Below are 21,161 nucleotides of genomic sequence, written 5' to 3'. Positions count from 1 at the left end.
TTAACACTTACTATAAATTAAAACATTATATGACCCTTATCCACATTAAACGTAACACCGTCATCCTTAAATAACTTACCAGTTGCATGATGTGCAGCCGGAATGCGTGGGCCTGAGTAACCATGCCAAACCAAAAGGGCATCCTCACTGGGATGCCTTGTAATTTTCATAGGTAGACAAATATATAGAAGGGCGGCAAGCCGCTTGCCTAGTTATGCTGCTTGTTTTGCTGTTTTTTGCGCCTGTGCAGCACGAAAGGCAGCCAGATCTTTTTCCAGTTGCGCTTTCAGTTGTAAGTCTAAGGCCTTTAACAGAACAGTAGTTTGAGTTGAGGTTTTCATGGGGTGATGTATTTGTGGTTAACTTAACTAAATACATGCCATCATTATTTATTTATGCTTAAAAGGACAAATCGGCTCAAAATATACGCTGCCCGGGTCGGTTCGCCCTGCTTTGCCATGCATTGTTAGGCGGCTATGCCTGTTTATGCAGACAGTGGCAGGCTGAAATGGAATACAGAACCCTTACCGGCCTTGCTTTTAAACCAGCGCTGTAATTATTGTAGGGCAGGTGCGGCACCGAGCGTTTGAGTAATCAGCCGGGTTAACCTATGCATATCAAAGGGTTTTTCAATAAACCCGTTTGCGCCTGCTGCTGCAGCCATTTGCTTGCCGTGCAAAGCTGCCGAAAAAATGATGATGGGTGTGTTAGCCAGTGCGGGGATGTGCCGGATAGCCCTGGTCAGCTGGTCGCCGGGTAAAAAGGGCATCCATAGGTCAAGCAGCATCAGGTCGGGGCGTTCATTCAGGGCCTGCGCAACTAACGCTGTACTGTTCACCTGCGTAACTACCTCAAAGCCTTCCGCTTCCAAAATCATACTGGTTATGTCCAATATATCCATGTTGTCATCACAGACCAGTATTTTCTTCTTTTTCATCTTTGCTGGCCGTTCCGCAACAAAAACGATGCCCTTATGCACAAATTAATTTACCACAGGCAGGGTAAAATAAAATGTGCTGCCTTTAGTAACACAGGTTACATTAATGGTAGAGTTAAGCGGCGAATACTTAACCGCATTACTGATTAAGTTACTGATCACCTGCCCTATCTTATCCCTGTCGGCATTGACCCGGGTTTCTGCTACAGGGGCGAATACCACCTGATGGCCGGAGATAGAGGCTATAGCATCGCCCTCGGCTTCCTTCACCAGTTCGGCCATATCAAAGCAGCTGCGGTCAATCTGTATCTTTCCCGACTCCAGCCTCGAAACATTGAGGAGTCCGTTGATCCTGGCGGTCATTAAGTTGCTGCAGGATTTCCTGCTGCTACCCTGCGCTGCCGGCGTTTGCTATCATCCCCTGCGCTTACTGATCTTATTCAGCGTAATGTGCCTTTGCAGGTTGCTTTTAAAGCGGGTAAGGGTTTCCTCCTGCAGTTTGGTGTGCTTGGTGTGCCTGCCCTGCACCCTGGCGCGCCACATCTTAAAGCTCGACAGCTTCATCTCGCGGCGCATCAAATCGATCACGTTCTTTTCGGTGAGCCCAAACTGCGCCTGTATGGCATCAAAGGGGGTGCGGTCTTCCCAGGCCATTTCCATAATGCGGTCTGTATCCTTAGTGTCTAACTGCTTTATAGTTTTGGTATCATTCATGCCTGTTTAACACTTTACCTTAGCATAGTGTTGGTACCTGCCCAAAGAATAAGCGAAAAAGGTTTGTTCAGCAGCCCAACATCGTTCGGGTAAATCTCCCCGGTAAATTAATGCCATGCCGCTTTGCCTTGTGCCGGCGCAGCACAATCAGGCATACCTGCTTTACGCAGGCGCAAATTTTTAACTTACGGTAACGTAATATTGATCAGGTCATGCTTGCCGGCGCCATTATGGCTGGTGTGCAGCGCCGACCGGCTTACGGTGAATTTGGAGCCGGTAGCCACGTGCAAGGAAATATCCCTGTACCTGAACCCGGGCGGAATGCGGGGCACCACCAGCCGGAGGGTTACCGCCCGCCCGTGCTGCACTACGGAAGTTTGGATACGGTCGCGCAGCCAGATGTACTCATATACCTGCTGCCAGGGCGCCATCCAGAGCTGATCATTCCCTTGCTGCCCGTAACGGCTGGCAAGCGTGGTCATCAGGTATTTAAACTCCGGGTAGATAAGGCTGATGCCCCACAGGTTGCCATTGCCTGCATTGTGGGTGAACGCGTTGTACCAGGTGGGTTGGGGCTGCCGCATCAGCGAATCGATATGGGCCAGCTGCCGGTCTACCGCAGGCAGGTTAACGCTGTCTTTATGGCTGCCAAAGAAATCGCGGGCATAAATCATCCCCTTTAATTCCACCGGTTGATCTACCGGGATAGCAGGGCCGGTTCCGGTATAGGAAGCCACGGCGAAGTGGCCGGAAGCAAAGGCGTCTTTTTCATAATCATGCTCATAGCCGGGGTCGTGCTCGCCGCCGGGCACCACAAACTGCGTGAGGGTAAAGCCCAGGCGGGTTTTAACTTCCCGGATGTTTTGCAGCACTTCATTATTAAAATCTGTGCCATGCTTTGTTAGGTGGTGATAACCATGATTGAGGATATCCCAGCCCGAGCGGTACAGCGTGGTTACCTCCGGCCACGATAACCGGGCGCGGTTAGCCGGATGGTCATACACGATACCGGCATTCAGGGCAACGGCCAGTTTGAACGGAATGCGGCTGCCGCAGCCATCCGTATAATACAAGCCGGGCGAGTACCGGCCATCGCCGCCAGAATCGCTGTGGTATTCATCGGGCAGCGGCGGACTTACCTGCCCGCCGTTGAGCAGGGGGTAGGCGCAGGTAAAAGCCGAGCGGTAGCCATCGTCCAGCGTAAAGCTGAAAGCCATGTGCTTGTTATACTTTAAACGTGCGGGGGTTATGGCTGTCTTTTGGGCGGATGCCAATCTGAGGTGAAGTACAAGGGTAGTTTGCGCCGGGCAAAGCTGCCAGCACAGCACCGATAGGCAGCAGGCCGTAAAAAATTTAAGCATCGCCGCAAGGTATTAAAAATCTATAAAAATAACGCCCCTGTTGCAAACCTGCACCGGCGCAAACCAGGGGCAATAGTTCAGTTTAAAAAGGGGTATGCAAAAAGAAAGGTAATGCAAAACCAACTACAGGGCCCTGTACTGGTATTTTGTTACTGTTTTGATATAGAACACTCTCATGCCCTGCATGCACATTCGTGATGCTCGTTTAAATATGCGATGGTAGCGCTGCATATTTTTTCTGCTGTTGAAATGTTAATGTCAGAGAGTTTTTTTACATAAATGCAGGCTTTTCCCATTTTGAATTTACCCAGGCTGTCTAAAAGGTGTTTTTGCGCTTCTGATGGAGAATAAATATAGAGCGAAAATGATGCTTTCCGAGGCGAAAATCCGATCAATGGAGCATCACCTTCATGTCCGCTTGTGTAGGTGTAGTGATAACTTCCAAACCCGATTATTGTGGGCCCCCACATTTTGGGTTCAAATCCTGACCATGCAGTCATCAACTCAATCAAACGAAAACAATCCGCTTTTTTTTGCTCGTTGTCTACATAAGAGTTGATAAAATCCGCTACGCTGATTGCAGTTTCAGTTGTCTTAAGCTGTGCCATAATTGATGATATCTGCCTGATAAAACTTGCCAAAGATAGGCTAAGCTACCTTAACCGCCAGACCTGATTGCAAGAGATAGCAATTTCCCCAAAAAATGCTGCCCAACCCCGCAACCGGAATTTTATGTTTACTTCGGATGCCCGTAAACGCATCACAGTTTCGCCGGATAATAAACTTGCCTGCATGAACCGCACGTGGACTGCTTACCCCAGGTTCAGCAGCCGGTCTGCATTGCCATGGGCGATTTTTTCCACCTGATCGGGCGGGAGCTGGATGCCGTTTAAGAAATCAATCCCCATCTGGTTGCTGCTGAAGGGATAATCTACCGAGAGCATAATATTATCCACACCAATAGTATCTAAAGCCAGCTGCAAAGGCGGCTGCGTAAAGAAGCCGCTGGTGGTGATGTGCAGCTGCGCCCGGAAGGTATCGCTCAGGGTGCGCTGGTTTTCGCCGCCTGCGCCGGGCTGAAAGCCCCGCTCCGAGCGTACCCACATAAAGGGCAGCATTTCGCCCATGTGGCCGATGATGATGTTGAGCCTGGGATATTTATCAAACGTACCTGCCGACAGCAGGCGCAGCACGTGGATGGCCGTTTCGGAGTGCCAGCCCCAGCCCCAGCAGGCCAAAGCCTCCGAGGGGCCGGTTTTGCCGCCAATGTTGCTGTAATAGGCATCCATTACCGGCTGCGGCGGCAGCCCGGGGTGAATGTAGATGGGCACGCCCAGCCTTTCGGCTCGTTCAAATATGGGGGCAAACTTCGGGGCATCCAGAAACTCGCCGTTGGTTACACCGCGAATCATGGCGCCCTTAAAGCCATAGGTGCTTACGGTGCGTTCCAGCTCATCAGCGGCTGCGGCAGGGGCCGTCATCGGCAGGTGGGCAAAGGCCGCAAAGCGGTCGGGCTGGTCTTTTATCTTTTCGGCCAGCAGGTTATTATAGGCGGCGGCAAAGCCGGGGGCGGTGCTGCTGTCCAGCAGGTTTACGTCGGTACTTTCTACCGAGAGCACCTGCATGGCAATACCCGTTTCGTTCATGGAGGTTAAGCGCTCGCCCGTAACATCTTCCAGTTTGGGCATCAGCTGCACGGCCGCACTGGCTGGCTTCTTTTTACCAAGGGCATCCGCCGGCAGCAGGCCGTTCATCTGTGGAAACGATACGTGCTCTTCTATAGTTACTATCCGCATGGGCAGGGGGTGTTTAATGTGTATGAAGAACAGTAAAGGGAAGAAGTTGTTCTTGGGGAGTGGCGGACTTTGCAGCAACAGGCCCGTCTTTTCAAACGGTAGTTGCAGCCTACCGGCATAGGACTTTGAAGTTACAAGCTTCGAAGAACAGGGAGGAAAGTTGTCCTTGGGGAAGTTAATGCTGAATACGTATGGGTACATCGCTTAGCGGAAGGCCGCCTTTGGGGCCAAAATCCAGCGTAGTGGTTGGAAACGGTAGCATAATATCATTATCATCATAAGCTTTTTTAAGGCGTTTTATAGCTTCGCTGCCTACTTTAAGGTAAGCGACCTGCTCCGGCGAGTCTGCCCAAAGCCGAAGCGTAAAGTTGATGGTACTTCCGCCAAATTCTTGGTAAAACAGGGTAATTTCATCTTCTTTGGAGAGATGCTGCATTCCCTTTAAGGTTTGCAGGGTAATTTTTTCAACCTTATCCAAATCTTCGCCATAAGATACGCCTATAGACAAATCAAACCGCCGCTTACCTAAAATTGAAAAGTTTTCGATAGGATTCTGATAAACATCTCTGTTGGGAATAATGACCATTTGCCCCTGAAACGTTTGCAGAATGGTATCGCGCAGGTTAATCTCCTGTACCTTGCCCATATAATCTTTTAGCTTTACTATATCTCCCACATGTATAGGGCGCCTGAGCGAAATAAACACGCCGGAAATAAAATTAGAGGCAATATCCTGAAAGGCAAAAGCGAGGCCCAAGCCTAATATACCCGCACCTGTAAGCAGTGAGGCTACTGCCGTATCAAGGTGTAAAATGCTTAATACCGTAAAAACGGTAATACCTATAAAAACAAGATATACCGTTGACGAAAATAGCCGGTTAAGTGTTTGGTTGGAAGAAACCTTGCCCACCAGTTTAGAAGCCAGCTTTTTGGCCCAGCCGGCAACATAAAAGCCGATAACCAGTACCAGTGCAGATATAATAATATTAGGCAGCAAGCGAACCAGTTCCCGGAACCACAAAATTAGTTTTTGTGAAATAAGCTGATAAGCTTTATTGATATCCATAAATAATAACTAATGTACCGGCACGTAATCAATTTCCAATAACTTAATTGTTAACAACACTTGGGAGCAGCTGTTTTGCAAACAGCTATTATTCCTGTGGTACCACCTTAATTCACTACGAGCCGCAACGCAGCCGATTGATAACGCACCCGCAACCACGCCTGCATCTTTTGCACGCCGGCTTTACCGGGTAACTGCTTAAAGCCGGCTAAAGCTATCTTCAGAGTGTCGTTCTTGAGGGTATCGGCCTGGCGGATAATCATTTTGTTAACCCCAAAATACCGGATGCCGGGATAAAGCACCTTAAGCTCAGTAAGCACTGCCGAATCGGGCGAAACCACCTTTGGGGTAATAATTAAAGTATCGGGTTGGGTTAGCGTATTTTTTTGTGCCTGGCTGGCGTATACCTGCTGCAAAATGCTGGTCTTAATTTGCGCCAGGTCAATCTGCTTGCGTGCATCCAGCCCCTGAACCACAATCAGTTTAACCTGGTCTAAATGATAATGCGGCAGGCGGCCTTTCAGCGAATCAATCTTTGCCTCAGAAATGCGGTCGCCAAAGAGCAATATCCGGATGGATTTCTGCGCATTATCATAGGCAAAGGATTTAGTAACCACCTGTGTATTTGTAAATTTGAATTGCTGCTCAACAAATGTCTGTGCATTATTCTCGAATATATTTTTGTTTACGATTTTGTAGGCTAAGTATATACTTGGCGCAATGGTAACCATAACAATAACCAGGATATAGCGGGTTACCCGTTTTTCGATACCGGCATCTTCAAACTGAAACTTTTTAATTTTCAGGTACCGGGCCATAAGATAGGTAGCAATGGCAATAAAAACGCTGTTGATAAAATACAGGTACATGGCGCCCAGCACATAATACCAGTTACCGGTTGCCCAGCCGTAACCGGCCGTGCATAACGGCGGCATCAGGGCGGTGGCAATGGCTACACCCGGAATTACATTGGTTTTCTCCTTTCGCGAAGCTGCTACCATACCGGCCAGCCCGCCGAAAAAAGCAATGAAAACGTCCCATATTGAGGGCGAGGTGCGGGCCAGCAATTCAGATTGCGCCTGGTGCAGCGGGGTAATCCGAAAATAAACAGCAGAGGTAATGATACCGATGATGGTTGCCGTAAGCAGGTTTTTAGCTCCTTTTTTAACCATGCCCAGATCATTGATGCCAGTGCCAAGGCCTATACCCATAATAGGGCCCATGATTGGAGAAATGAGCATGGCGCCAATAATTACTGCCGTAGAGTTAACGTTAAGGCCGATGGAAGCAATAAAAATAGCGAAGATGAGTGTCCAGAGGTTTACGCCCTTAAACTCAATGTTTTTGCGGATACCCTCATTTATGCTGTTCTCATCGGCCTTGTCATCCTGCAGGTTAAAACGATTGGCAAGGTAGTTCTTAACAGATTGTAAGTAGCGGTTCATCAAATATATTTAAAGGGCATCGGCAGTAATTTTATCAGCCCTGCGCAGTTAAGTTTATATTTTGAAGCGTTAACAAGGCTTCAAAATTACTATGGCCGGGGTTAGCGTGTTATAATTTGGATGAAGAACAGTAAAGGGGCGGAAGTTGTTCTTGGGGAGTGATGGACTTTGAAGTAATCCGCTTAGTTTTTAAAACGGTAGTTGCAAACTACCGGCATAGGGCTTAGAAGTTACCAACTTCGAAGAACAGGGGTGCATTAAGCCCGTTACAAATCATTGCGGGTAATAGGTTACTCCCGGAAGCATCATTCTCAACCCCATTTCTGTAAATAATCAGCGAATACCTCTCTGTATTGTTCACTTACCTGAATCACCTTAGCCCCTATTTGTACTGAACTTTTGGTTACGGCCTTTATCTTATCCAAAGCCACAATGTATGAGCGGTGCAGGCGCATAAAATGCTGGCCATGCAGCCGTTCTTCCAGGGTTTTCAGGCTGGTGAGCGTAAGCAGGGGTTTAGGCTCGTTTTGCAGGTATACCTTTACGTAATCCTTCAACCCTTCAATATACAGAATGTCATCGGTATCTACCTTAACCAGCTGGTACTCCACCTTAAGGTACAGGTATTCCTTTTCTTTAACAGGCAAAGGTGCAGGCGTTGGGCGGGTATCCTCAAACATGGAAAAATATTCCAGCGCCTTGGCGGCAGCCTTCGAAAAATCTACAAAGCTGAAGGGTTTTACCAGGTAATCCAGCGCGGCTACCTTGTAGCCTTCTAAAGCATACTGGTCATACGCCGTGGTAAAGATGATGCGCAGCTGCTTCTTATTAGCCGACTGGTCGATGATCCGGGCCAGCTCCATGCCGCTCAGGTCGGCCATGCGGATATCCAGGAACACCAATTGTACCTGCGGCTGCTCGTGGATAAACTTAAGCGCCGTAATGGCGCTGCTGCATTTGGCCGCCAGTTCTAAAAAGGGCGTTTGCTCAATATAAGAGCTGATGAGGTTCAGGGCGATGGGCTCATCGTCTACCGCTATACAGTTGATCATCATGGCAGTACAATTTTTAGTTTTAAAATATATTCCTGTACACGGGTATCGCGCTCAACGGTCAGCTCGTGCCGGCCGGGGTAAAGCAGTTCCAGCCTGCGCCGGGTATTCAGTAAGCCGATGCCGTTGCTGGCTTCCATGTGCCCCGCCACTTCGGTAAAAAGCGAATTGCGCACTTCAAGTGTTACCATATTTTCCTGCTGCTGTATTTTTATAAAGATATAGCCGGGGTGTATGGTGCTGGTGCCATGCTTAAACGCGTTTTCAATATAGGGTAAAAACAGCATGGGGGCAATGCGGGCATCGGTAAGCTGGCGGGTTTTTTCAAATATAACCTGTGTTTGGCTGGTGAGCCGCAGCTGCATCAGTTTTACATAATCTTCTAAAAAGGCCACTTCCTTTTCCAGGCGCGCAAGCTCGTGCTGGGTATCATACAGCACGTAGCGCATCATGTGCGAAAGCGTGTATACCGAATCTTTGGCTGTTCCTTTATCGGTATCAATGAGGGCATAAATGGTGTTCAGCACGTTGAAAAAGAAATGCGGGTTGATTTGCGCCTTCAGGAAAGACAGTTCCGTGGTCATGCGCTCGCGTTCCAGCAGCTGTGCCCTGAGCTGGTCGGCCTGCAGGCGCTGCACCATTACGGTTACGGTACTGATACCGAAAATAATAAGGGTAATAATCACCAGCAGGAAATCATTAATATCCGGCCCCGGCTCTTTTTTGCCGTGCTTTAACTGCGCCATCAGTTCATCCAGCCGCAGCAGGCGGTCGGCATAATGGCTTAGCTGTACAAATATTACCTGGGCAGCCAATACGATCAGTATAAAAATCAGTACCCTGCCCTTAAAAATAGTTTTGGGTACAATTAAATTGGCGTTCAGGTAAAAGGTAGCTGCCCATAAGAGGTAATTGAACGCCTCTTTCACCCAAAACTGCGGCGGCCACTTTACCGGCAGGGTAAGCGGCAGTATAATAATGGCCAGCAGCCCCACCTGTACCCAAAACTGGGCCGACACGAGCATTCTTTTAAGTATAGTTAACATAGGTGGCAGGGCATAAAGAAATGGTATTGGCTGTTTACGAATGTATAAAAAAATGCGCCTTGTCTCTCACGCAAGGCGCACCAGGTTTTTAAGCCTTCATCAACGCTTTTCAAAAAAACACATGCGGTTAAAAAGCGCTCAAATCAAGCCTTTTTTGAGCAATTATGGTAGCGCAATCGATGGAATGGCATTGCCGGCAGATGCAATGGCCGGATTAATCGACGGGTGCTTAAACCGGGTGGGTTTAGCTTAAAAAATTATGCCCTTGCAGACTAAAAGCAGCAGGTAGTCTATAAGCAGCAGGAAGCGGTCTATCGCGTTTTTCGGGGTGAGATTTGCGCCGTTACTTTGGGTAACAAAACAAATCAATAACAAAATTTAAATAATAACACCATGAAAAAGTTAATCGCCATCACCGCTTTAGTTACCCTGTTCAGCGCTAACCTGTTTGCTGCGCCTGCACCCAAAAAAGTTAACGGTAACGACCTGCAGAAAACCGTTGCCGTTACCGGTTATAACAACCGCATGAACATTGTGGTAAGCCTTACCGACGCGATTGCCATCCGCCCGGTAGTGCAGATTACTGATAGGCAGGGTCACCAGCTTTGTGCCGAAAAATTAGGCGGTAAGGCCGGTGCGTATAAATCGTTCGATTTTTCTGAACTGGAAACCGGCGACTATACCCTCACCGTTACCGCAGGGCAGCAAGAGTTTAAAAAGCAAGTGCATATCTACGAAGAAGAGGGTAAGATGACCTACTTCTTTATACAATAAGCATCTCTGTTTAAGCGTATCCTGCAAAGAGGCTGTCTCAAAAGTGAGGCAGCCTCTTGTATTTTCAAGCGATTTTTGTAATGTAAGACATGGGAGGCAAGGTAGTCTTTAAAAAATATGCCAGCCTATCGCTGGCGCGAGTTTGTAACTCGTGCTTTATTATGGTATGATTGAGCTGCCATTGATAATTCTGGCAGATGAGGACACGAGTTGCAAACTCGCGCCAGCGAAAGGGGGAGCTAACTATTACCAAATACGATGCCGATGCCGGGGCGCTGACCGGTACCTTTTGGTTTGATGCCGTGGACAATGCCGGCAACAAATACGAGATCAGGGACGGCAAATTCGCGCCGTAATAAAAATGAACCAATAACTTAATTTATAAAGTATGAAAAATCTTTTAATACTAATAGTGGGCCTGCTGCTGATGAGCAGCCGCTGTAAAAAATCTGATGACTCTGCGCCGGGGGCAATTACTTATGGTAATAAATTTATCTGCACGATAAATGGCAAACAGTTTATACCTCAAAAAACTGGTGTATTAAACGGGGTAGTGGTTTTCGAAGCAGGGTATAATCGAAATAATACAATGTATGAATTTAATGTGCAAGCTTATGATGTTAATAATGGTCCTACTATTGGCATTTTGCTGCAATCTAAATTCACAGAACTTAAGGCAGGTGTAAAGCTGCCTTTAGGGAGATCCGGGGTTACAAACGCATGGGCAACGTATGCCTTTAGTACAATCGCATCACCAGGAATTATTAGATACGCAAGTATTATCAGTCCGCTAACCGGGGAGCTTGTCATTTCCAATTATGATGCTACCACTAGAGTACTAACCGGCACCTTTTGGTTTGATGCCGTGGATGAGGCCGGCAATAAATATGAGGTTAGGGACGGTAAGTTCGCTATATAAGATTATTCCTAAATGTATCTTTTAATTTATATGATATAACCAATCAAACTTTTACATTCCCCCTATCGCTGGCGCGAGTTTGTAACTCGTGCTTTATTTTGTATGATTGAGCTGCCATTGCTAATTCTGGCAGATGAGGACACGAGTTGCAAACTCGCGCCAGCGAAAGGGGGGTTACATAAATTATTTATTGATATATTGGAAGATGTTTGTTAGACAGTCATCCAAATCATTTTTGATTTGTTTTTCCCAAAACCTCAGAACAGTATAATTCATAGAAGATAACTTTTGGTTGTTTATTCGATCCCTTTGCATGTTTCTTTCTATTTTGGCTATCCAAAAATCCCTATTTGCTTTAATCTTTTCCTTTTTTTTATCCCATTCGTAACCATGCCAAAATTCCCCGTCTAAGAATATTATAATTTTGTGCTTGTTTATGACAATGTCAGGGTTGCCTGGAAGCGATTTGTTATGTATTCTATAGCGAATTCCTTGACTCCATAAAGCTTTTCTAAGTTCCAGTTCTGGCTTTGTGTTTTTACCTTTTATTTTTGACATTAAAGAGCTTCGCTGCTTAGTCGTATAAAAGCCATTTTCTTCTTTAAACCGTGGAACCTTTATAGGTTCTTCTGCATTGTAGGCAATCATATAGTATTAAGTGTGGAAAATTATTTTTGTTGTTTGTTACAAACAAATAAGCTAAAATGTATATTTGTAACCATGTATAATGTTGTATAATATGGTTACCAAAGAAAAGATATATTCAATAGCAGAAGCCGCAAAGCTTTTAAACAAAAATAAAGGTACATTAAGAAGGTGGGACAAGGCTGGTAAGCTTTTGGCTTTTAGGGAGCCTATGAGCAATTATAGATATTATAAAGAGGGGCAACTTAAAATTTTTGATGAATTACAAGTACAGTTTGTAAATGATACTAATAATAAAGTTGCCCCATACGGTGAGTATACAGTAGTTGAATTGTTTGCGGGTGCAGGCGGCTTAGCTATAGGTTTAGAGCAAGCGGGCCTGAAGTGTATTGCTTTAAATGAAATCGATCATTGGGCAGCGGAAACATTAAGAACAAATAGGCCTCAATGGAACGTCATTGAGGAGGATATCCGTAAAGTGTCTTTCTCTCATTTAAAAGGAAAAGTTGATGTGATAACGGGGGGCTTCCCATGTCAGGCATTTAGCTATGCGGGCAAAAAGTTGGGGTTGATGGATGCAAGGGGGACTTTGTTTTATGAATTTGCAAGGGTTGTGCAAGAAACTAAACCGTCTATATGTATTGGAGAAAATGTGCGGGGGTTATTTAACCATGACAGCGGTAAGACACTTAAAGGGATGATATCAATTTTAGACGAAATAGGTTACAGAGTGCTTGAACCCAGAGTGCTTAAAGCAATTCATTACAATGTTCCTCAAAAGCGCGAAAGGTTAATTCTTGTCGGCGTTCGGAAAGATTTAGATATTAATTTTGAATACCCAAACCCTTCAAGCAAAATATATACGTTAAAAGATGCTTTGCTGGCAGGGGAATTATTTGATTGTGATGCCCCAATGTCGCATGGTGCTAAATATCCTAACAGTAAAACTAAAATTTTAGATTTAGTTCCTCCTGGCGGATATTGGAGGAATTTATCAATCGAACTGCAAAGAGAATATATGCAAAAAAGTTTCTATTTGGGTGGTGGTAAAACTGGTATAGCACGACGTATTAGTTGGGATGAGCCTTGCTTGACTTTGACTTGTAGCCCTGCTCAAAAGCAAACGGAACGTTGCCATCCTGAACAAACAAGGCCATTTACAGTTAGAGAATATGCTCGAATTCAAACATTTCCAGATAATTGGCAATTTGCTGGTTCTATCTCTCAGCAATATAAACAAATAGGGAATGCTGTTCCTGTAAATCTTGCAAAAGCAGTTGGTGCTTCAATAGTAAATTTTTTAAATGCTGAAAAGTTAATTACAGCAAATTCGGAACATATTTAATTTAAAGCCGTCCGAAACCTAAGTAGTACCCAAAGTTATCTAAAGTAATTTGATCTAATATCGTTCTGCCAGAAACTTCCGCTTGAGATTTGATATGTGATACGGCGGAATGCTCTTGCACATTTTGCACTTGCACTGCAGTATGCATGTAGTTTTCAATAGCCTGGGGAAGGACTTTGTACAATTGAAATAGTGCATCACTTTGCTGTGTGACTAAAGCATAAAATTGATCACCGGAAATTTTGAACACTCTGCTATGGCTGTACTCCTTGCCGTTAATAATAGCTTTCCATTTTTCATTGAAACTTCCCTTTGCCAATATTTGAGCCCAATAACACTTTGCTTGCTCATTTCTATAACGATCAGCATAATTTGAAAGTTTCTGAAACAAACTTTCAGCAGAACTACTATTCATTGTGTTGTGCTTGTTTTTAATATCAGCAAACAATGTATTATCGGTAGCTTTAATGTCAAAGCCACTTAAGTTTCCCTTCTCATATCCAACAACACCTCCTAAAATGTCTTCATGGAAGGTTCCAATAAAATTATTAATGCTTTTGTCAATCTGCCTTAAAAGCTCCGCATCAATGAGCTCTTCTTGATCAATACCATTGAACTTACTATCAAAAGTGAGTTTAATAGTGTCAATCTTGTTATTATAAAACTTAGGTTTATTTATATCATTTTTTGTTTTTACATAAGACCTATGTAAGCTTGCTATACATTTTAACAAATGTTCGTCTGTGATAAAGTTAAGATATGTGTTAGCCATGATGTAATTTTATAGTAAATAATTTATTCAAATAGGTAAAAATAAATGCTTCTCTTATTGAATATGTGATTTTTAATTGTTTGAGGTTTACAATGTATAAATAATATATTATTCTCGCTTGTATTTGAAGTTTATTTACTTTGAAGCGGTTTGTCCTGCTCTTCGGAATTTATAAATTCAAAGCGGTATGCCTGTAGTTTGCAACTACCACAGCGGTTTAAAGTATATGATCCGCATTGCTGAGCAGCTACTTAAAAAGACCAAAAATGCGCCATTGCGACGAACGGGTGCCATCTCCGGCCAAGTAGGCCACCCCCTCAAAGCGGCGCTATAACCTGACGATCGCGTTCGTGCCCCCACACAATAACGAAAGGTAGCTACAAAGTATTCTTACATCGCTTCTAAAATCACTGCCATCATCCTGTCAGCGTTCACGGGTGTTCACGCGCGTTCACACCACCGTGAACGTGAACACCTGCCCGGTGCGGTGCCGGTTTATACCTCCTGCACGTCGTACACCACTACCTTTGCCCACAGGTGGCTGCAGTTTTTGATAAAGGCCTGGTGCAGCGGGTGGTCCTGGTAGGTGGCCTGCCCGGTAAGGTCGCTAAAAAACATCAGCTCCGATACGCTCCAGCTCTGGTCTACCACGTCGCGCTTTTCGGTAGGGGCTACGGTGCCAATGTGCAGCTCGCGTATCTTATCAATCTGGCGCAGGGTTTTCAGCCCGGCAATCAGCTGGTCTTTATCGGCCTGGCTGCCGGGGCGTTTCAGCCAGAAGAATACATGGTGTACAATGGGGTAGTTCATGGCGGTTATGGGGTGGGCAGCGGCCGCGGCCGTACCGGCGGTAAGGGTGGCGGCTGCGGTAATAAATGTTCTGCGGTTGGTGGGCCTGGTCATCAGATGTCAGCGTTGAGGGTGCCCGTAAATATCAGCATTTTTCCGGTTATCCTGCCCTGTCCCATTTTTTATCATCCGGCAAAACAGCGGTGCCCAATATCGGCCCATAATTTGCCTTTTATAGCCGTTTATGGCATTTTATAGCTTTTTATAAACTTTTATGGCACAGTAAACAGCCGCCTTTTAACCAAAAAGCGGCTGTTCACTGTGCCGAAACCTGCTGTAGTACTACTTTTTCAGCGCCTCGCTCACCGGTGCACCAATGCACCCATTGGGCGCCTGTATGTGCAGCAGGGCGGCTACGGTGGCGGCAATATCCGTCATTTTGGTAGGGCGTGTCAAGCTGCCGTGGTTAATGCCCCAGCCCATAAATACCAGCGGAATATGCGCATCATAGGGGTTCCAGGTACCATGCGTAGTACCGGTAACCCCGCGCCCCGCATAGTAGCCCGGCTTTAAAATTACCTGTATCACCCCGCTGTGCTCGGCATTATAACCGTTAATGATGCGGGTGCGCAGGGCTTCGGGCAGGCTGGCGGTTTGGGCCTTCAGCATGTCCACTGCATAGGCAACTTCAGGCTGATGGCTTAACCATTCAATACAGTCCTGCTTTAGCGCTTCCTCGCTTATCTTCTTGTCTTTCAGTTCTTTGTAATTAAAGCTCACCTGGTAATTATCCATACCCAATATGGTGCGCTTAATGCCGTATTTGTCTTCCAGCAGCTTGTTGAGGTTGCGGGTAGCCAGGGCGGCATCCCATAAGCCGGCCGGTATATTGTGATCAATTAAAAATACAGGATTATGGGCCGCCCCGTGGTCGGCCGTTAAAAATACACTGTAATTGCCCTTGCCCACCTTGCTGTCCAGGTAACTGAAAAAAGCCGCCAGATCGCGGTCCAACCGCAGATAGGTATCTTCAATCTCAATAGAATTAGGCCCGAACTGGTGCCCCACATAATCGGTGGAAGATAAGCTAACTGCCAGGAAATCAGTGATTGGCCCCTGGCCCATATGCTCATTATCGATGGCTGCCTTAGCCAGGTCAAGGGTCATGCTGTTGCCAAACGGCGTACTGCGGATGATGCCTGCATTGCCTTTGTACATATCCGTAAGCTTCACCGGAAAGGTGGGCGCAACAGCCCCTGCAAATTTACCTTCGTGCTTGTTATCGTCGGCTTCGCTCTGTACGTAAGTGGCTATGGGATAAAGCGTAGTCCAGTCCTGCTTTAAATATTTATCGGCCGGGCGCTGGCCGTTAAAGGTTTTTACCCAGGCTGGCAGGTCATTCATGTAATAGGTGCTGGTAATCCAGTTGCCGCTGGCATCATCAAACCAGTAAGCGGCATTGGCCGTATGCCCGGCCGGCAAAATGCCGCCCCGGTCTTTCAGGGCAATACCTATCACCTTGGCCCTGAAGTTAGTAGCCAGCCGCAGCTCATCGGTTACCGTAGTGGTCAGCAAGTTACGGGGCGACATTTTGCCGGCGTTAGAAGTGCTGCCTACCGTGCTTACCGTGGTATCTTCGGTGCAATACATGCTCCGGCCGGTGGCCTGTACAATAAAATCATTACCCGTAATGCCATGCAGCGCCGGCACCGAGCCGGTATAGATACAGCTATGGCCAATAGCCGTTACGGTAGGTATATAGTCGATATTGGTGTTTTCGCAGGTAAAACCTTCGTTCAGCAGGCGTTTGAAGCCGCCGGTTTGATAGCGGTCGTAATACCGGTACAGGTAATCCCAGCGCATCTGGTCTACCACCAGGCCCACCATCAGTTTGGGGCGGGGCAGGGCAGCAGCGGCTGCCGGTTTGGGTTTTTGTGCCGAAGCATTTAAGTTAACAACAAGTATAGCCGCAGCGGCCCAAAATCTCCAATTCATCTTTCCTGAAATTTTGCTTCAAATATCCGTAAAGATGTGATAGCCTAATGTGATTTTTTTGTTAAGAAAGCACTTCATTCGCTAAACGTAAGCAGCGAATGCTGACTGGCCGTATGCAGGTTGCGCCATACCTGGTTAATTTCGGTATCAGGCGCGGCGGCTATCAGGCCGCAATAGGGATAGAGCCGGTCTACGCACTCGCGTGCGGTTCGGGCCAGATGCCTGCTGGTAATGCTCACTGCTTTTAATAGTTCAGGCGCAGCGGCGTTTAACCAGGATGCTTTCACGGCTTTATAAAAATGCAGCCGCGCATCATTCATTAAGGCAACAGCTGTTTCCGGTTGGGCCTCCAATACCGATTGCTGATTGGAATTGAGTTTACTGTTGCTTTTCCGGGCATTAAGCAATGGCTTGCACAATTCAATAAAGCGCAGGGCCATACCCGAGAGGTTAGCCGCCAGTGTAGCTTCGGCCAGTTGCAAAAAAGGATAGGTGTATAAAGGGGAATCAACCACTACAGCATCCGGCGTTATTTTAAAGCAATGGTTTTTGCTTACAAGAACATCCTTCATCTCAAACGCGTGGCTGCCGGTGCCCATCATACCTATATATTTCCAGGCAGCTACCAGGTTTACCTGCGCTTTCTCTGCAATAAACGGTAAAATCTGAGGCTGGCCATCGGCCGTAAGCACGGGCGTTCCGTTTTTATGGAAGATGCAGTTGGCTGTAAAGTGCGTAGCATGATGTGCGCCGCTGGCGTATTTCCAGCTGCCGTTGAGTACATAGCCTTCAGCCGTAGGTGTTGCTGTTCCGGTAGCGGCACCACTGCCGGCGAGGCAAAGTAATGGCGTACTGAATACCTGCCGGGCCAGTTGTGGCTGTAAAAAGCCGCCAAACCAGCCGGCACCGCAGCATAGGGTAACTACCCAAGCCAAACTGCCATCGGCCCAAGCTAAACTTTCTTCCAGTGCTACAAGAGCGGGGAGTGGGGTCTCCAGGCCGCCGTAAGCTGCTGGTACCAGTAGCTTGAACCATTGCTGCTCCTCAATCAATTGCAATTGCGCAGGCAGTAATTTACCCTGTGCCTCAGCCTTTGAGGCGGCAGCCCTGATGATTTTCACCCAGTCGGGTTGCAGCAGGGCAGAAGGATGCGGAGGCAGATCAGCAGTTATGTTCATTACTCACTCAGTGCAAGGCGGGTTGTTGCCGGCGCAAGATGTTGCGCCAGTCGAAATACCCGAAAATTGCAATTATAAACAGCACAATAGTCAGCAGGGCAAATAAGGGCAGTTGTTTATAGAACAGCAGCGGCACGGCAAACAGGTTGGAGATGTTCAGCAATAGCCAGTTCTCTATTTTGCGGCGGGCCAGCAGCCACATGCCTGCCCAGGCAGTACTCGAAACCAGCGCATCCCATACCGGTACGGTGGAGGGCGTAAAGTGTTTTAATAGCAAGTATAGTACGCCCCAGCCGCCTATACTTATGCCCAAGGTAATCAGCCATTCATCAGCAGTGTTGTAGCTTACCTTTACCGGTGGCTGGTGGCGCTTTTTAATCCAGTGGTACCAGCCATAAAAACTCATTACAATGTAGTAGAGGCTCAAGGCCGCCTCGGCATACAACTGGGTACGCAGCAAAAAGTAGATGGTAATAACCGTGCTGATGATGCCTGCGGGATAGAGCCACACCTTGTTGGCCCGTGCCAGTAGCACCTCGGCCACACCCAGTATTACAGCAACCCACTCCCAGGGCGTGGTTTGCTGTAATTGCTGAATAAATAAGTGCAGCCAGTGTTGCATTACTATCAGGTTAGAAAGACAGGTTAAGCGATGCCAGGAAATTGGCGGGGGCCTGCGGATAGTAATAGTTGTAATTCACCACACGCCCGCCTTCAATATCCGGATAGGTAGCGCCATTAGCTACATACTTTTTACCGAAGATGTTGTTCACCAGCAGCGTTACCCCTATATTTTTCACCGATGGCAGGCTGAAATTATAACGCAGGCGGATGTCGTTAATAAAATAACTTCTGATTTCGCGGTTGGCAGCGTAGGGATTAGCTAACACTTCAGGCGCAACAGTAAATCCTGCCGGATTGGTGTTCATAGTATTGTCCAGGTACTGGTGGCTTACATACTTGCTCAATAGCGCAATTTCGCTGCCTTTGAATGGTGAAAAGCTTAATTCGCTGGAGCCGATAAAGGAAGGCGAATAGGCAATGGTGGTTTTATTAAAAGTTTGCCCTGCCAATGTGCCATCATCATAGTTGGGGAACAATTGGGTATAATTTTTAATCTTATTAGCGCTCGCTGTAGCGGTGATACCCCAGCTGAACTGCTTGCTGAAACGCAGGCGGCTGTCCAGTTCCAAACCAGTGCGGTAGCTATTAGGTACGTTGGTACGTATGGCAGCACCTACATCATTTAACGCACCTGTTAAAATCAACTGGTTTTTATAAAGCATATAAAAGCCGTTCAGTCCGCCGCTGAAGATGCCCTGCGCGGTGCGGTAGCCGGCTTCAAAATCATACAAGGTTTCTGACTTGGGGCGGCTTTGCGGTGTGGAGTTTGTAAAATCATCGCGATTAGGCTCGTGGTGGCCTACGGCAACTGAGGCATAAACGTTATTACGCTGGTCTAACTCGTAAGTTAAACCCAGCTTGGGGTTAAAAAAGTTTAGGGTAACCGCCTGCTGCAAGTTGTTCAGGTTACGGTCAAGCCCGAAGAAGGAGTAATACACATTGCGGAATTGTAAATCGCCGTACAGCAAAAAGTTACCTGTATGATAATCGGCACGGGCAAAAATGTTGAAATCGTTCTTCTTGGCATTGTTGCGCGAATACTCGTAATCGGGCGGGATATTAGTGCTTTGCTGTGTCCACTCAATGTTGTTATAGTGAGCGCCTTTGTACTGATTGTAAGCACCGCCCAAAACTAAATTTAAACCTGTTGCGGGCCGGTAATTAAAGTTATAGGTAACCCCATAAAAATCATTGTTCAGCCACAGGCGGCGTACCAAATCGGTAGTAGTTAAGGTGTTGCCGCCTATAACCACCGGTGTTAGGCCATAATCGCGCACATCACGGTCAGTTTTATATTCCTCGTAATAGCCACAGCCTTTGGTGTAGTGCAGTGCGCCGTTAAATGAGAAACGATCATTAAACTTATGGTCGTACAGTAACTGGTAATGGTTTTGGGTGTAGTTGTCGGTCTGGTTATAATAGAACTGTCCATTCGGCATTAAACCCAACTCATTATAACGGCGGTTGCCGTAAAATACCGAATCGGCATTTACGCCGTTCCATGCCTGATAAGTGCGCTCCACGCCCGAAAATACGTTGGCCCGGATGGTGCTGTTGTTGGTATAATAGGCGCCGCTTACAAAAAAGGCCCGCAAGTTGGACGCCGCACGGTCGATGTATCCATCCGAAGCAATGCGCGACAGGCGGCCATCCAGCGTAAAGTGGCCACCGAGTAAACCGGTACCTGCACTTACGGTATTTTTAATGGTGCCATAAGAGCCGGCCGAAGTGTTGATATCGGCATAAGCGGTATCGCGGCGGGTATTGGTTTGAATGTTGATGCTGGCCCCAAACGCGCCTGCACCGTTGGTGGAAGTACCTACGCCGCGCTGCACCTGTATATTATTTACGGATGAAGCAAAATCGGGCAAGTCCACAAAAAAGCTGCCCTGGCTTTCCGAATCATTGTATGGAATGCCGTTAATGGTCACATTAATGCGGGTAACATCAGACCCGCGGATGCGGATGCCGGTGTAGCCTACGCCGGTACCAGCATCCGAGGTAACCACCGTTGATGGCGTTTGGTTGAGCAAATAAGGCAGATCCTGCCCTAAGTTGTTCTTTTCCAGATCATTTTTGCTGAGATTGGTAAAGGCAATGGGCGAATTTTTATAAGCACGGGTGGCACTTACGGTTATCTCATCGGTTAAAAAGCTGGAGGCAGCCAGCGTAAAATCAACAATCTGATTGCCGGTTAAACTGACTGTTTTCTCGGCTGTGGTAAAACCCACATAGGTTACCCTGATGCGGTAATTCCCTTGCTGCAAATTGCTGAAAGTGTAACTGCCGTTGCTACCTGATGCGGTAACTATGTTTCGGCCATTCAGGCTGATGGTAGCCCCGGGCAGCGGCTGGCCGGTTTGTTGATTGGTTACGGTTCCTGAAACAGAAAACTGGGCTGCTGCCCAAAAAGGCAGCAGTAATGCGGTAAACGCAAGAATAAAATTTTTCAATAGTTGTTGTAAATCACATGAGTTAAACCATCTGCCGCTAAGGAGCAAACTGCGGCAGTACACTTAACTTTTTACCTCTCCCTACGCCGGCATTATCCGGATCAGGTGCTGCAGCCTGGGATAGAAGCAAGAATCAAGAGGCAAGAATCAAGACACTATTTTTGTCCTGGCTCTTGATTCTTATTTCTTGGCTCTTTTCACAAAAGCCGCATGGGTATAATCTCAGCCTGTTTTTCAGTTTGGTCCGGTG

At 46.9% G+C, this 21,161-nt stretch carries 23 protein-coding genes; 4 read left to right on the top strand and 19 right to left on the bottom strand.

Annotated features, from left to right (window positions below; genetic code table 11):
• Positions 1–17: 17 nt before the first annotated feature.
• The 12 genes from ACY652_RS06290 to ACY652_RS06235 all read right to left on the bottom strand — a co-directional run bounded on the left by ACY652_RS06290 (position 18) and on the right by ACY652_RS06235 (position 9,417).
• The gene (locus ACY652_RS06290; protein WP_462267185.1) at positions 18–170 is read right to left on the bottom strand and encodes a hypothetical protein; all 153 of its coding nucleotides are present in this window, start codon (positions 168–170) and stop codon (positions 18–20) included.
• A gap of 42 nt (positions 171–212) precedes the next feature.
• A complete protein-coding gene (locus ACY652_RS06285; protein ID WP_462267184.1) occupies positions 213–341 on the bottom strand; it encodes a hypothetical protein in 129 nt (42 codons plus the stop codon).
• A 215-nt stretch (positions 342–556) separates the two neighbouring features.
• Positions 557–937 (bottom strand): response regulator, encoded by a 381-nt coding sequence (locus ACY652_RS06280; protein ID WP_462267183.1) that lies wholly within the window; start codon positions 935–937, stop codon positions 557–559.
• 45 nt (positions 938–982) lie between these two features.
• Complete coding sequence (locus ACY652_RS06275; RefSeq protein ID WP_462267182.1) at positions 983–1,300, bottom strand: hypothetical protein; 318 nt, start codon at positions 1,298–1,300, stop codon at positions 983–985.
• Positions 1,301–1,351: 51 nt separating this feature from the next.
• Positions 1,352–1,651, bottom strand: coding sequence for a TIGR03643 family protein (locus ACY652_RS06270; RefSeq protein ID WP_462267181.1), 300 nt, complete (start codon positions 1,649–1,651; stop codon positions 1,352–1,354).
• A 185-nt stretch (positions 1,652–1,836) separates the two neighbouring features.
• Positions 1,837–3,012 (bottom strand): polysaccharide deacetylase family protein, encoded by a 1,176-nt coding sequence (locus tag ACY652_RS06265; protein ID WP_462267180.1) that lies wholly within the window; start codon positions 3,010–3,012, stop codon positions 1,837–1,839.
• A 173-nt stretch (positions 3,013–3,185) separates the two neighbouring features.
• Positions 3,186–3,620, bottom strand: a complete 435-nt coding sequence (locus ACY652_RS06260) for a DUF1801 domain-containing protein (protein WP_462267179.1) — start codon at positions 3,618–3,620, stop codon at positions 3,186–3,188.
• A 204-nt stretch (positions 3,621–3,824) separates the two neighbouring features.
• Positions 3,825–5,009, bottom strand: a complete 1,185-nt coding sequence (locus ACY652_RS06255) for an amidohydrolase family protein (RefSeq protein ID WP_462267178.1) — start codon at positions 5,007–5,009, stop codon at positions 3,825–3,827.
• The gene (locus ACY652_RS06250) at positions 4,984–5,874 is read right to left on the bottom strand and encodes a mechanosensitive ion channel family protein (protein WP_462267177.1); all 891 of its coding nucleotides are present in this window, start codon (positions 5,872–5,874) and stop codon (positions 4,984–4,986) included. Before ACY652_RS06250 ends, ACY652_RS06255 begins: the two co-directional genes overlap by 26 nt.
• Before the next feature lie 107 nt (positions 5,875–5,981).
• On the bottom strand, positions 5,982–7,319 hold the full coding sequence (locus tag ACY652_RS06245; RefSeq protein WP_462267176.1) for a DUF389 domain-containing protein: 1,338 nt from the start codon (positions 7,317–7,319) through the stop codon (positions 5,982–5,984).
• Positions 7,320–7,630: 311 nt separating this feature from the next.
• Positions 7,631–8,374 (bottom strand): LytR/AlgR family response regulator transcription factor, encoded by a 744-nt coding sequence (locus ACY652_RS06240; RefSeq protein ID WP_462267175.1) that lies wholly within the window; start codon positions 8,372–8,374, stop codon positions 7,631–7,633.
• On the bottom strand, positions 8,371–9,417 hold the full coding sequence (locus ACY652_RS06235) for a sensor histidine kinase (protein ID WP_462267174.1): 1,047 nt from the start codon (positions 9,415–9,417) through the stop codon (positions 8,371–8,373). Before ACY652_RS06235 ends, ACY652_RS06240 begins: the two co-directional genes overlap by 4 nt.
• Positions 9,418–9,810: 393 nt before the next feature.
• Here ACY652_RS06235 and ACY652_RS06230 point away from each other — a divergent pair, with 393 nt between their 5' ends.
• The 3 genes from ACY652_RS06230 to ACY652_RS06220 all read left to right on the top strand — a co-directional run bounded on the left by ACY652_RS06230 (position 9,811) and on the right by ACY652_RS06220 (position 11,110).
• Entirely contained in the window at positions 9,811–10,191 is a 381-nt protein-coding gene (locus ACY652_RS06230; RefSeq protein WP_462267173.1) for a hypothetical protein, read from the top strand.
• 197 nt (positions 10,192–10,388) lie between these two features.
• The gene (locus ACY652_RS06225) at positions 10,389–10,547 is read left to right on the top strand and encodes a hypothetical protein (RefSeq protein WP_462267172.1); all 159 of its coding nucleotides are present in this window, start codon (positions 10,389–10,391) and stop codon (positions 10,545–10,547) included.
• 32 nt (positions 10,548–10,579) lie between these two features.
• Positions 10,580–11,110, top strand: a complete 531-nt coding sequence (locus ACY652_RS06220; RefSeq protein WP_462267171.1) for a Riean_0653 family protein — start codon at positions 10,580–10,582, stop codon at positions 11,108–11,110.
• A gap of 183 nt (positions 11,111–11,293) precedes the next feature.
• Here ACY652_RS06220 and ACY652_RS06215 read toward each other — a convergent pair whose 3' ends face one another.
• Entirely contained in the window at positions 11,294–11,758 is a 465-nt protein-coding gene (locus tag ACY652_RS06215; RefSeq protein ID WP_462267170.1) for a very short patch repair endonuclease, read from the bottom strand.
• Between the two features lie 91 nt (positions 11,759–11,849).
• On the opposite strand from ACY652_RS06215, the gene dcm reads away from it, so the two are divergent.
• Positions 11,850–13,100, top strand: a complete 1,251-nt coding sequence (gene dcm, locus ACY652_RS06210) for a DNA (cytosine-5-)-methyltransferase (RefSeq protein ID WP_462267169.1) — start codon at positions 11,850–11,852, stop codon at positions 13,098–13,100.
• Between the two features lies 1 nt (position 13,101).
• On the opposite strand, the gene ACY652_RS06205 is transcribed toward dcm, so the two are convergent.
• The 6 genes from ACY652_RS06205 to ACY652_RS06180 all read right to left on the bottom strand — a co-directional run bounded on the left by ACY652_RS06205 (position 13,102) and on the right by ACY652_RS06180 (position 20,911).
• Positions 13,102–13,872, bottom strand: coding sequence for an Eco47II family restriction endonuclease (locus ACY652_RS06205; RefSeq protein ID WP_462267168.1), 771 nt, complete (start codon positions 13,870–13,872; stop codon positions 13,102–13,104).
• 495 nt (positions 13,873–14,367) lie between these two features.
• Positions 14,368–14,775, bottom strand: a complete 408-nt coding sequence (locus ACY652_RS06200; RefSeq protein ID WP_462267167.1) for a Dabb family protein — start codon at positions 14,773–14,775, stop codon at positions 14,368–14,370.
• A 228-nt stretch (positions 14,776–15,003) separates the two neighbouring features.
• Positions 15,004–16,656 (bottom strand): alkaline phosphatase PafA, encoded by a 1,653-nt coding sequence (gene pafA / locus ACY652_RS06195; protein ID WP_462267166.1) that lies wholly within the window; start codon positions 16,654–16,656, stop codon positions 15,004–15,006.
• A gap of 74 nt (positions 16,657–16,730) precedes the next feature.
• The gene (locus ACY652_RS06190; protein WP_462267165.1) at positions 16,731–17,834 is read right to left on the bottom strand and encodes an acyl-CoA dehydrogenase family protein; all 1,104 of its coding nucleotides are present in this window, start codon (positions 17,832–17,834) and stop codon (positions 16,731–16,733) included.
• Positions 17,835–17,841: 7 nt separating this feature from the next.
• Positions 17,842–18,456 carry a nicotinamide riboside transporter PnuC gene (gene pnuC, locus ACY652_RS06185; RefSeq protein WP_462267164.1) on the bottom strand — a complete coding sequence of 205 codons (615 nt, stop codon included), beginning with the start codon at positions 18,454–18,456 and terminating at the stop codon, positions 17,842–17,844.
• Between the two features lie 10 nt (positions 18,457–18,466).
• On the bottom strand, positions 18,467–20,911 hold the full coding sequence (locus ACY652_RS06180) for a TonB-dependent receptor (protein WP_462267163.1): 2,445 nt from the start codon (positions 20,909–20,911) through the stop codon (positions 18,467–18,469).
• Positions 20,912–21,161: the final 250 nt, after the last annotated feature.

The organism is Mucilaginibacter sp. (genome assembly GCF_965200995.1).
Classification (GTDB): Bacteria; Bacteroidota; Bacteroidia; order Sphingobacteriales; family Sphingobacteriaceae; genus Mucilaginibacter.
The sequence above is the reverse complement of the archived record's forward strand: the minus strand, read 5'-3'. Positions and strand labels throughout refer to the sequence as shown.

Bases quoted from the DNA above. Each gene is read 5' to 3' on its own strand.
- ACY652_RS06290 (WP_462267185.1), bottom strand. From the start codon at position 170: ATGAAAATTACAAGGCATCCCAGTGAGGATGCCCTTTTGGTTTGGCAT.
- ACY652_RS06285 (WP_462267184.1), bottom strand. From the start codon at position 341: ATGAAAACCTCAACTCAAACTACTGTTCTGTTAAAGGCCTTAGACTTA.
- ACY652_RS06280 (WP_462267183.1), bottom strand. From the start codon at position 937: ATGAAAAAGAAGAAAATACTGGTCTGTGATGACAACATGGATATATTG.
- ACY652_RS06275 (WP_462267182.1), bottom strand. From the start codon at position 1,300: ATGACCGCCAGGATCAACGGACTCCTCAATGTTTCGAGGCTGGAGTCG.
- ACY652_RS06270 (WP_462267181.1), bottom strand. From the start codon at position 1,651: ATGAATGATACCAAAACTATAAAGCAGTTAGACACTAAGGATACAGAC.
- ACY652_RS06265 (WP_462267180.1), bottom strand. From the start codon at position 3,012: ATGCTTAAATTTTTTACGGCCTGCTGCCTATCGGTGCTGTGCTGGCAG.
- ACY652_RS06260 (WP_462267179.1), bottom strand. From the start codon at position 3,620: ATGGCACAGCTTAAGACAACTGAAACTGCAATCAGCGTAGCGGATTTT.
- ACY652_RS06255 (WP_462267178.1), bottom strand. From the start codon at position 5,009: ATGTACCCATACGTATTCAGCATTAACTTCCCCAAGGACAACTTTCCT.
- ACY652_RS06250 (WP_462267177.1), bottom strand. From the start codon at position 5,874: ATGGATATCAATAAAGCTTATCAGCTTATTTCACAAAAACTAATTTTG.
- ACY652_RS06245 (WP_462267176.1), bottom strand. From the start codon at position 7,319: ATGAACCGCTACTTACAATCTGTTAAGAACTACCTTGCCAATCGTTTT.
- ACY652_RS06240 (WP_462267175.1), bottom strand. From the start codon at position 8,374: ATGATGATCAACTGTATAGCGGTAGACGATGAGCCCATCGCCCTGAAC.
- ACY652_RS06235 (WP_462267174.1), bottom strand. From the start codon at position 9,417: ATGTTAACTATACTTAAAAGAATGCTCGTGTCGGCCCAGTTTTGGGTA.
- ACY652_RS06230 (WP_462267173.1), top strand. From the start codon at position 9,811: ATGAAAAAGTTAATCGCCATCACCGCTTTAGTTACCCTGTTCAGCGCT.
- ACY652_RS06225 (WP_462267172.1), top strand. From the start codon at position 10,389: ATGAGGACACGAGTTGCAAACTCGCGCCAGCGAAAGGGGGAGCTAACT.
- ACY652_RS06220 (WP_462267171.1), top strand. From the start codon at position 10,580: ATGAAAAATCTTTTAATACTAATAGTGGGCCTGCTGCTGATGAGCAGC.
- ACY652_RS06215 (WP_462267170.1), bottom strand. From the start codon at position 11,758: ATGATTGCCTACAATGCAGAAGAACCTATAAAGGTTCCACGGTTTAAA.
- dcm (WP_462267169.1), top strand. From the start codon at position 11,850: ATGGTTACCAAAGAAAAGATATATTCAATAGCAGAAGCCGCAAAGCTT.
- ACY652_RS06205 (WP_462267168.1), bottom strand. From the start codon at position 13,872: ATGGCTAACACATATCTTAACTTTATCACAGACGAACATTTGTTAAAA.
- ACY652_RS06200 (WP_462267167.1), bottom strand. From the start codon at position 14,775: ATGACCAGGCCCACCAACCGCAGAACATTTATTACCGCAGCCGCCACC.
- pafA (WP_462267166.1), bottom strand. From the start codon at position 16,656: ATGAATTGGAGATTTTGGGCCGCTGCGGCTATACTTGTTGTTAACTTA.
- ACY652_RS06190 (WP_462267165.1), bottom strand. From the start codon at position 17,834: ATGAACATAACTGCTGATCTGCCTCCGCATCCTTCTGCCCTGCTGCAA.
- pnuC (WP_462267164.1), bottom strand. From the start codon at position 18,456: ATGCAACACTGGCTGCACTTATTTATTCAGCAATTACAGCAAACCACG.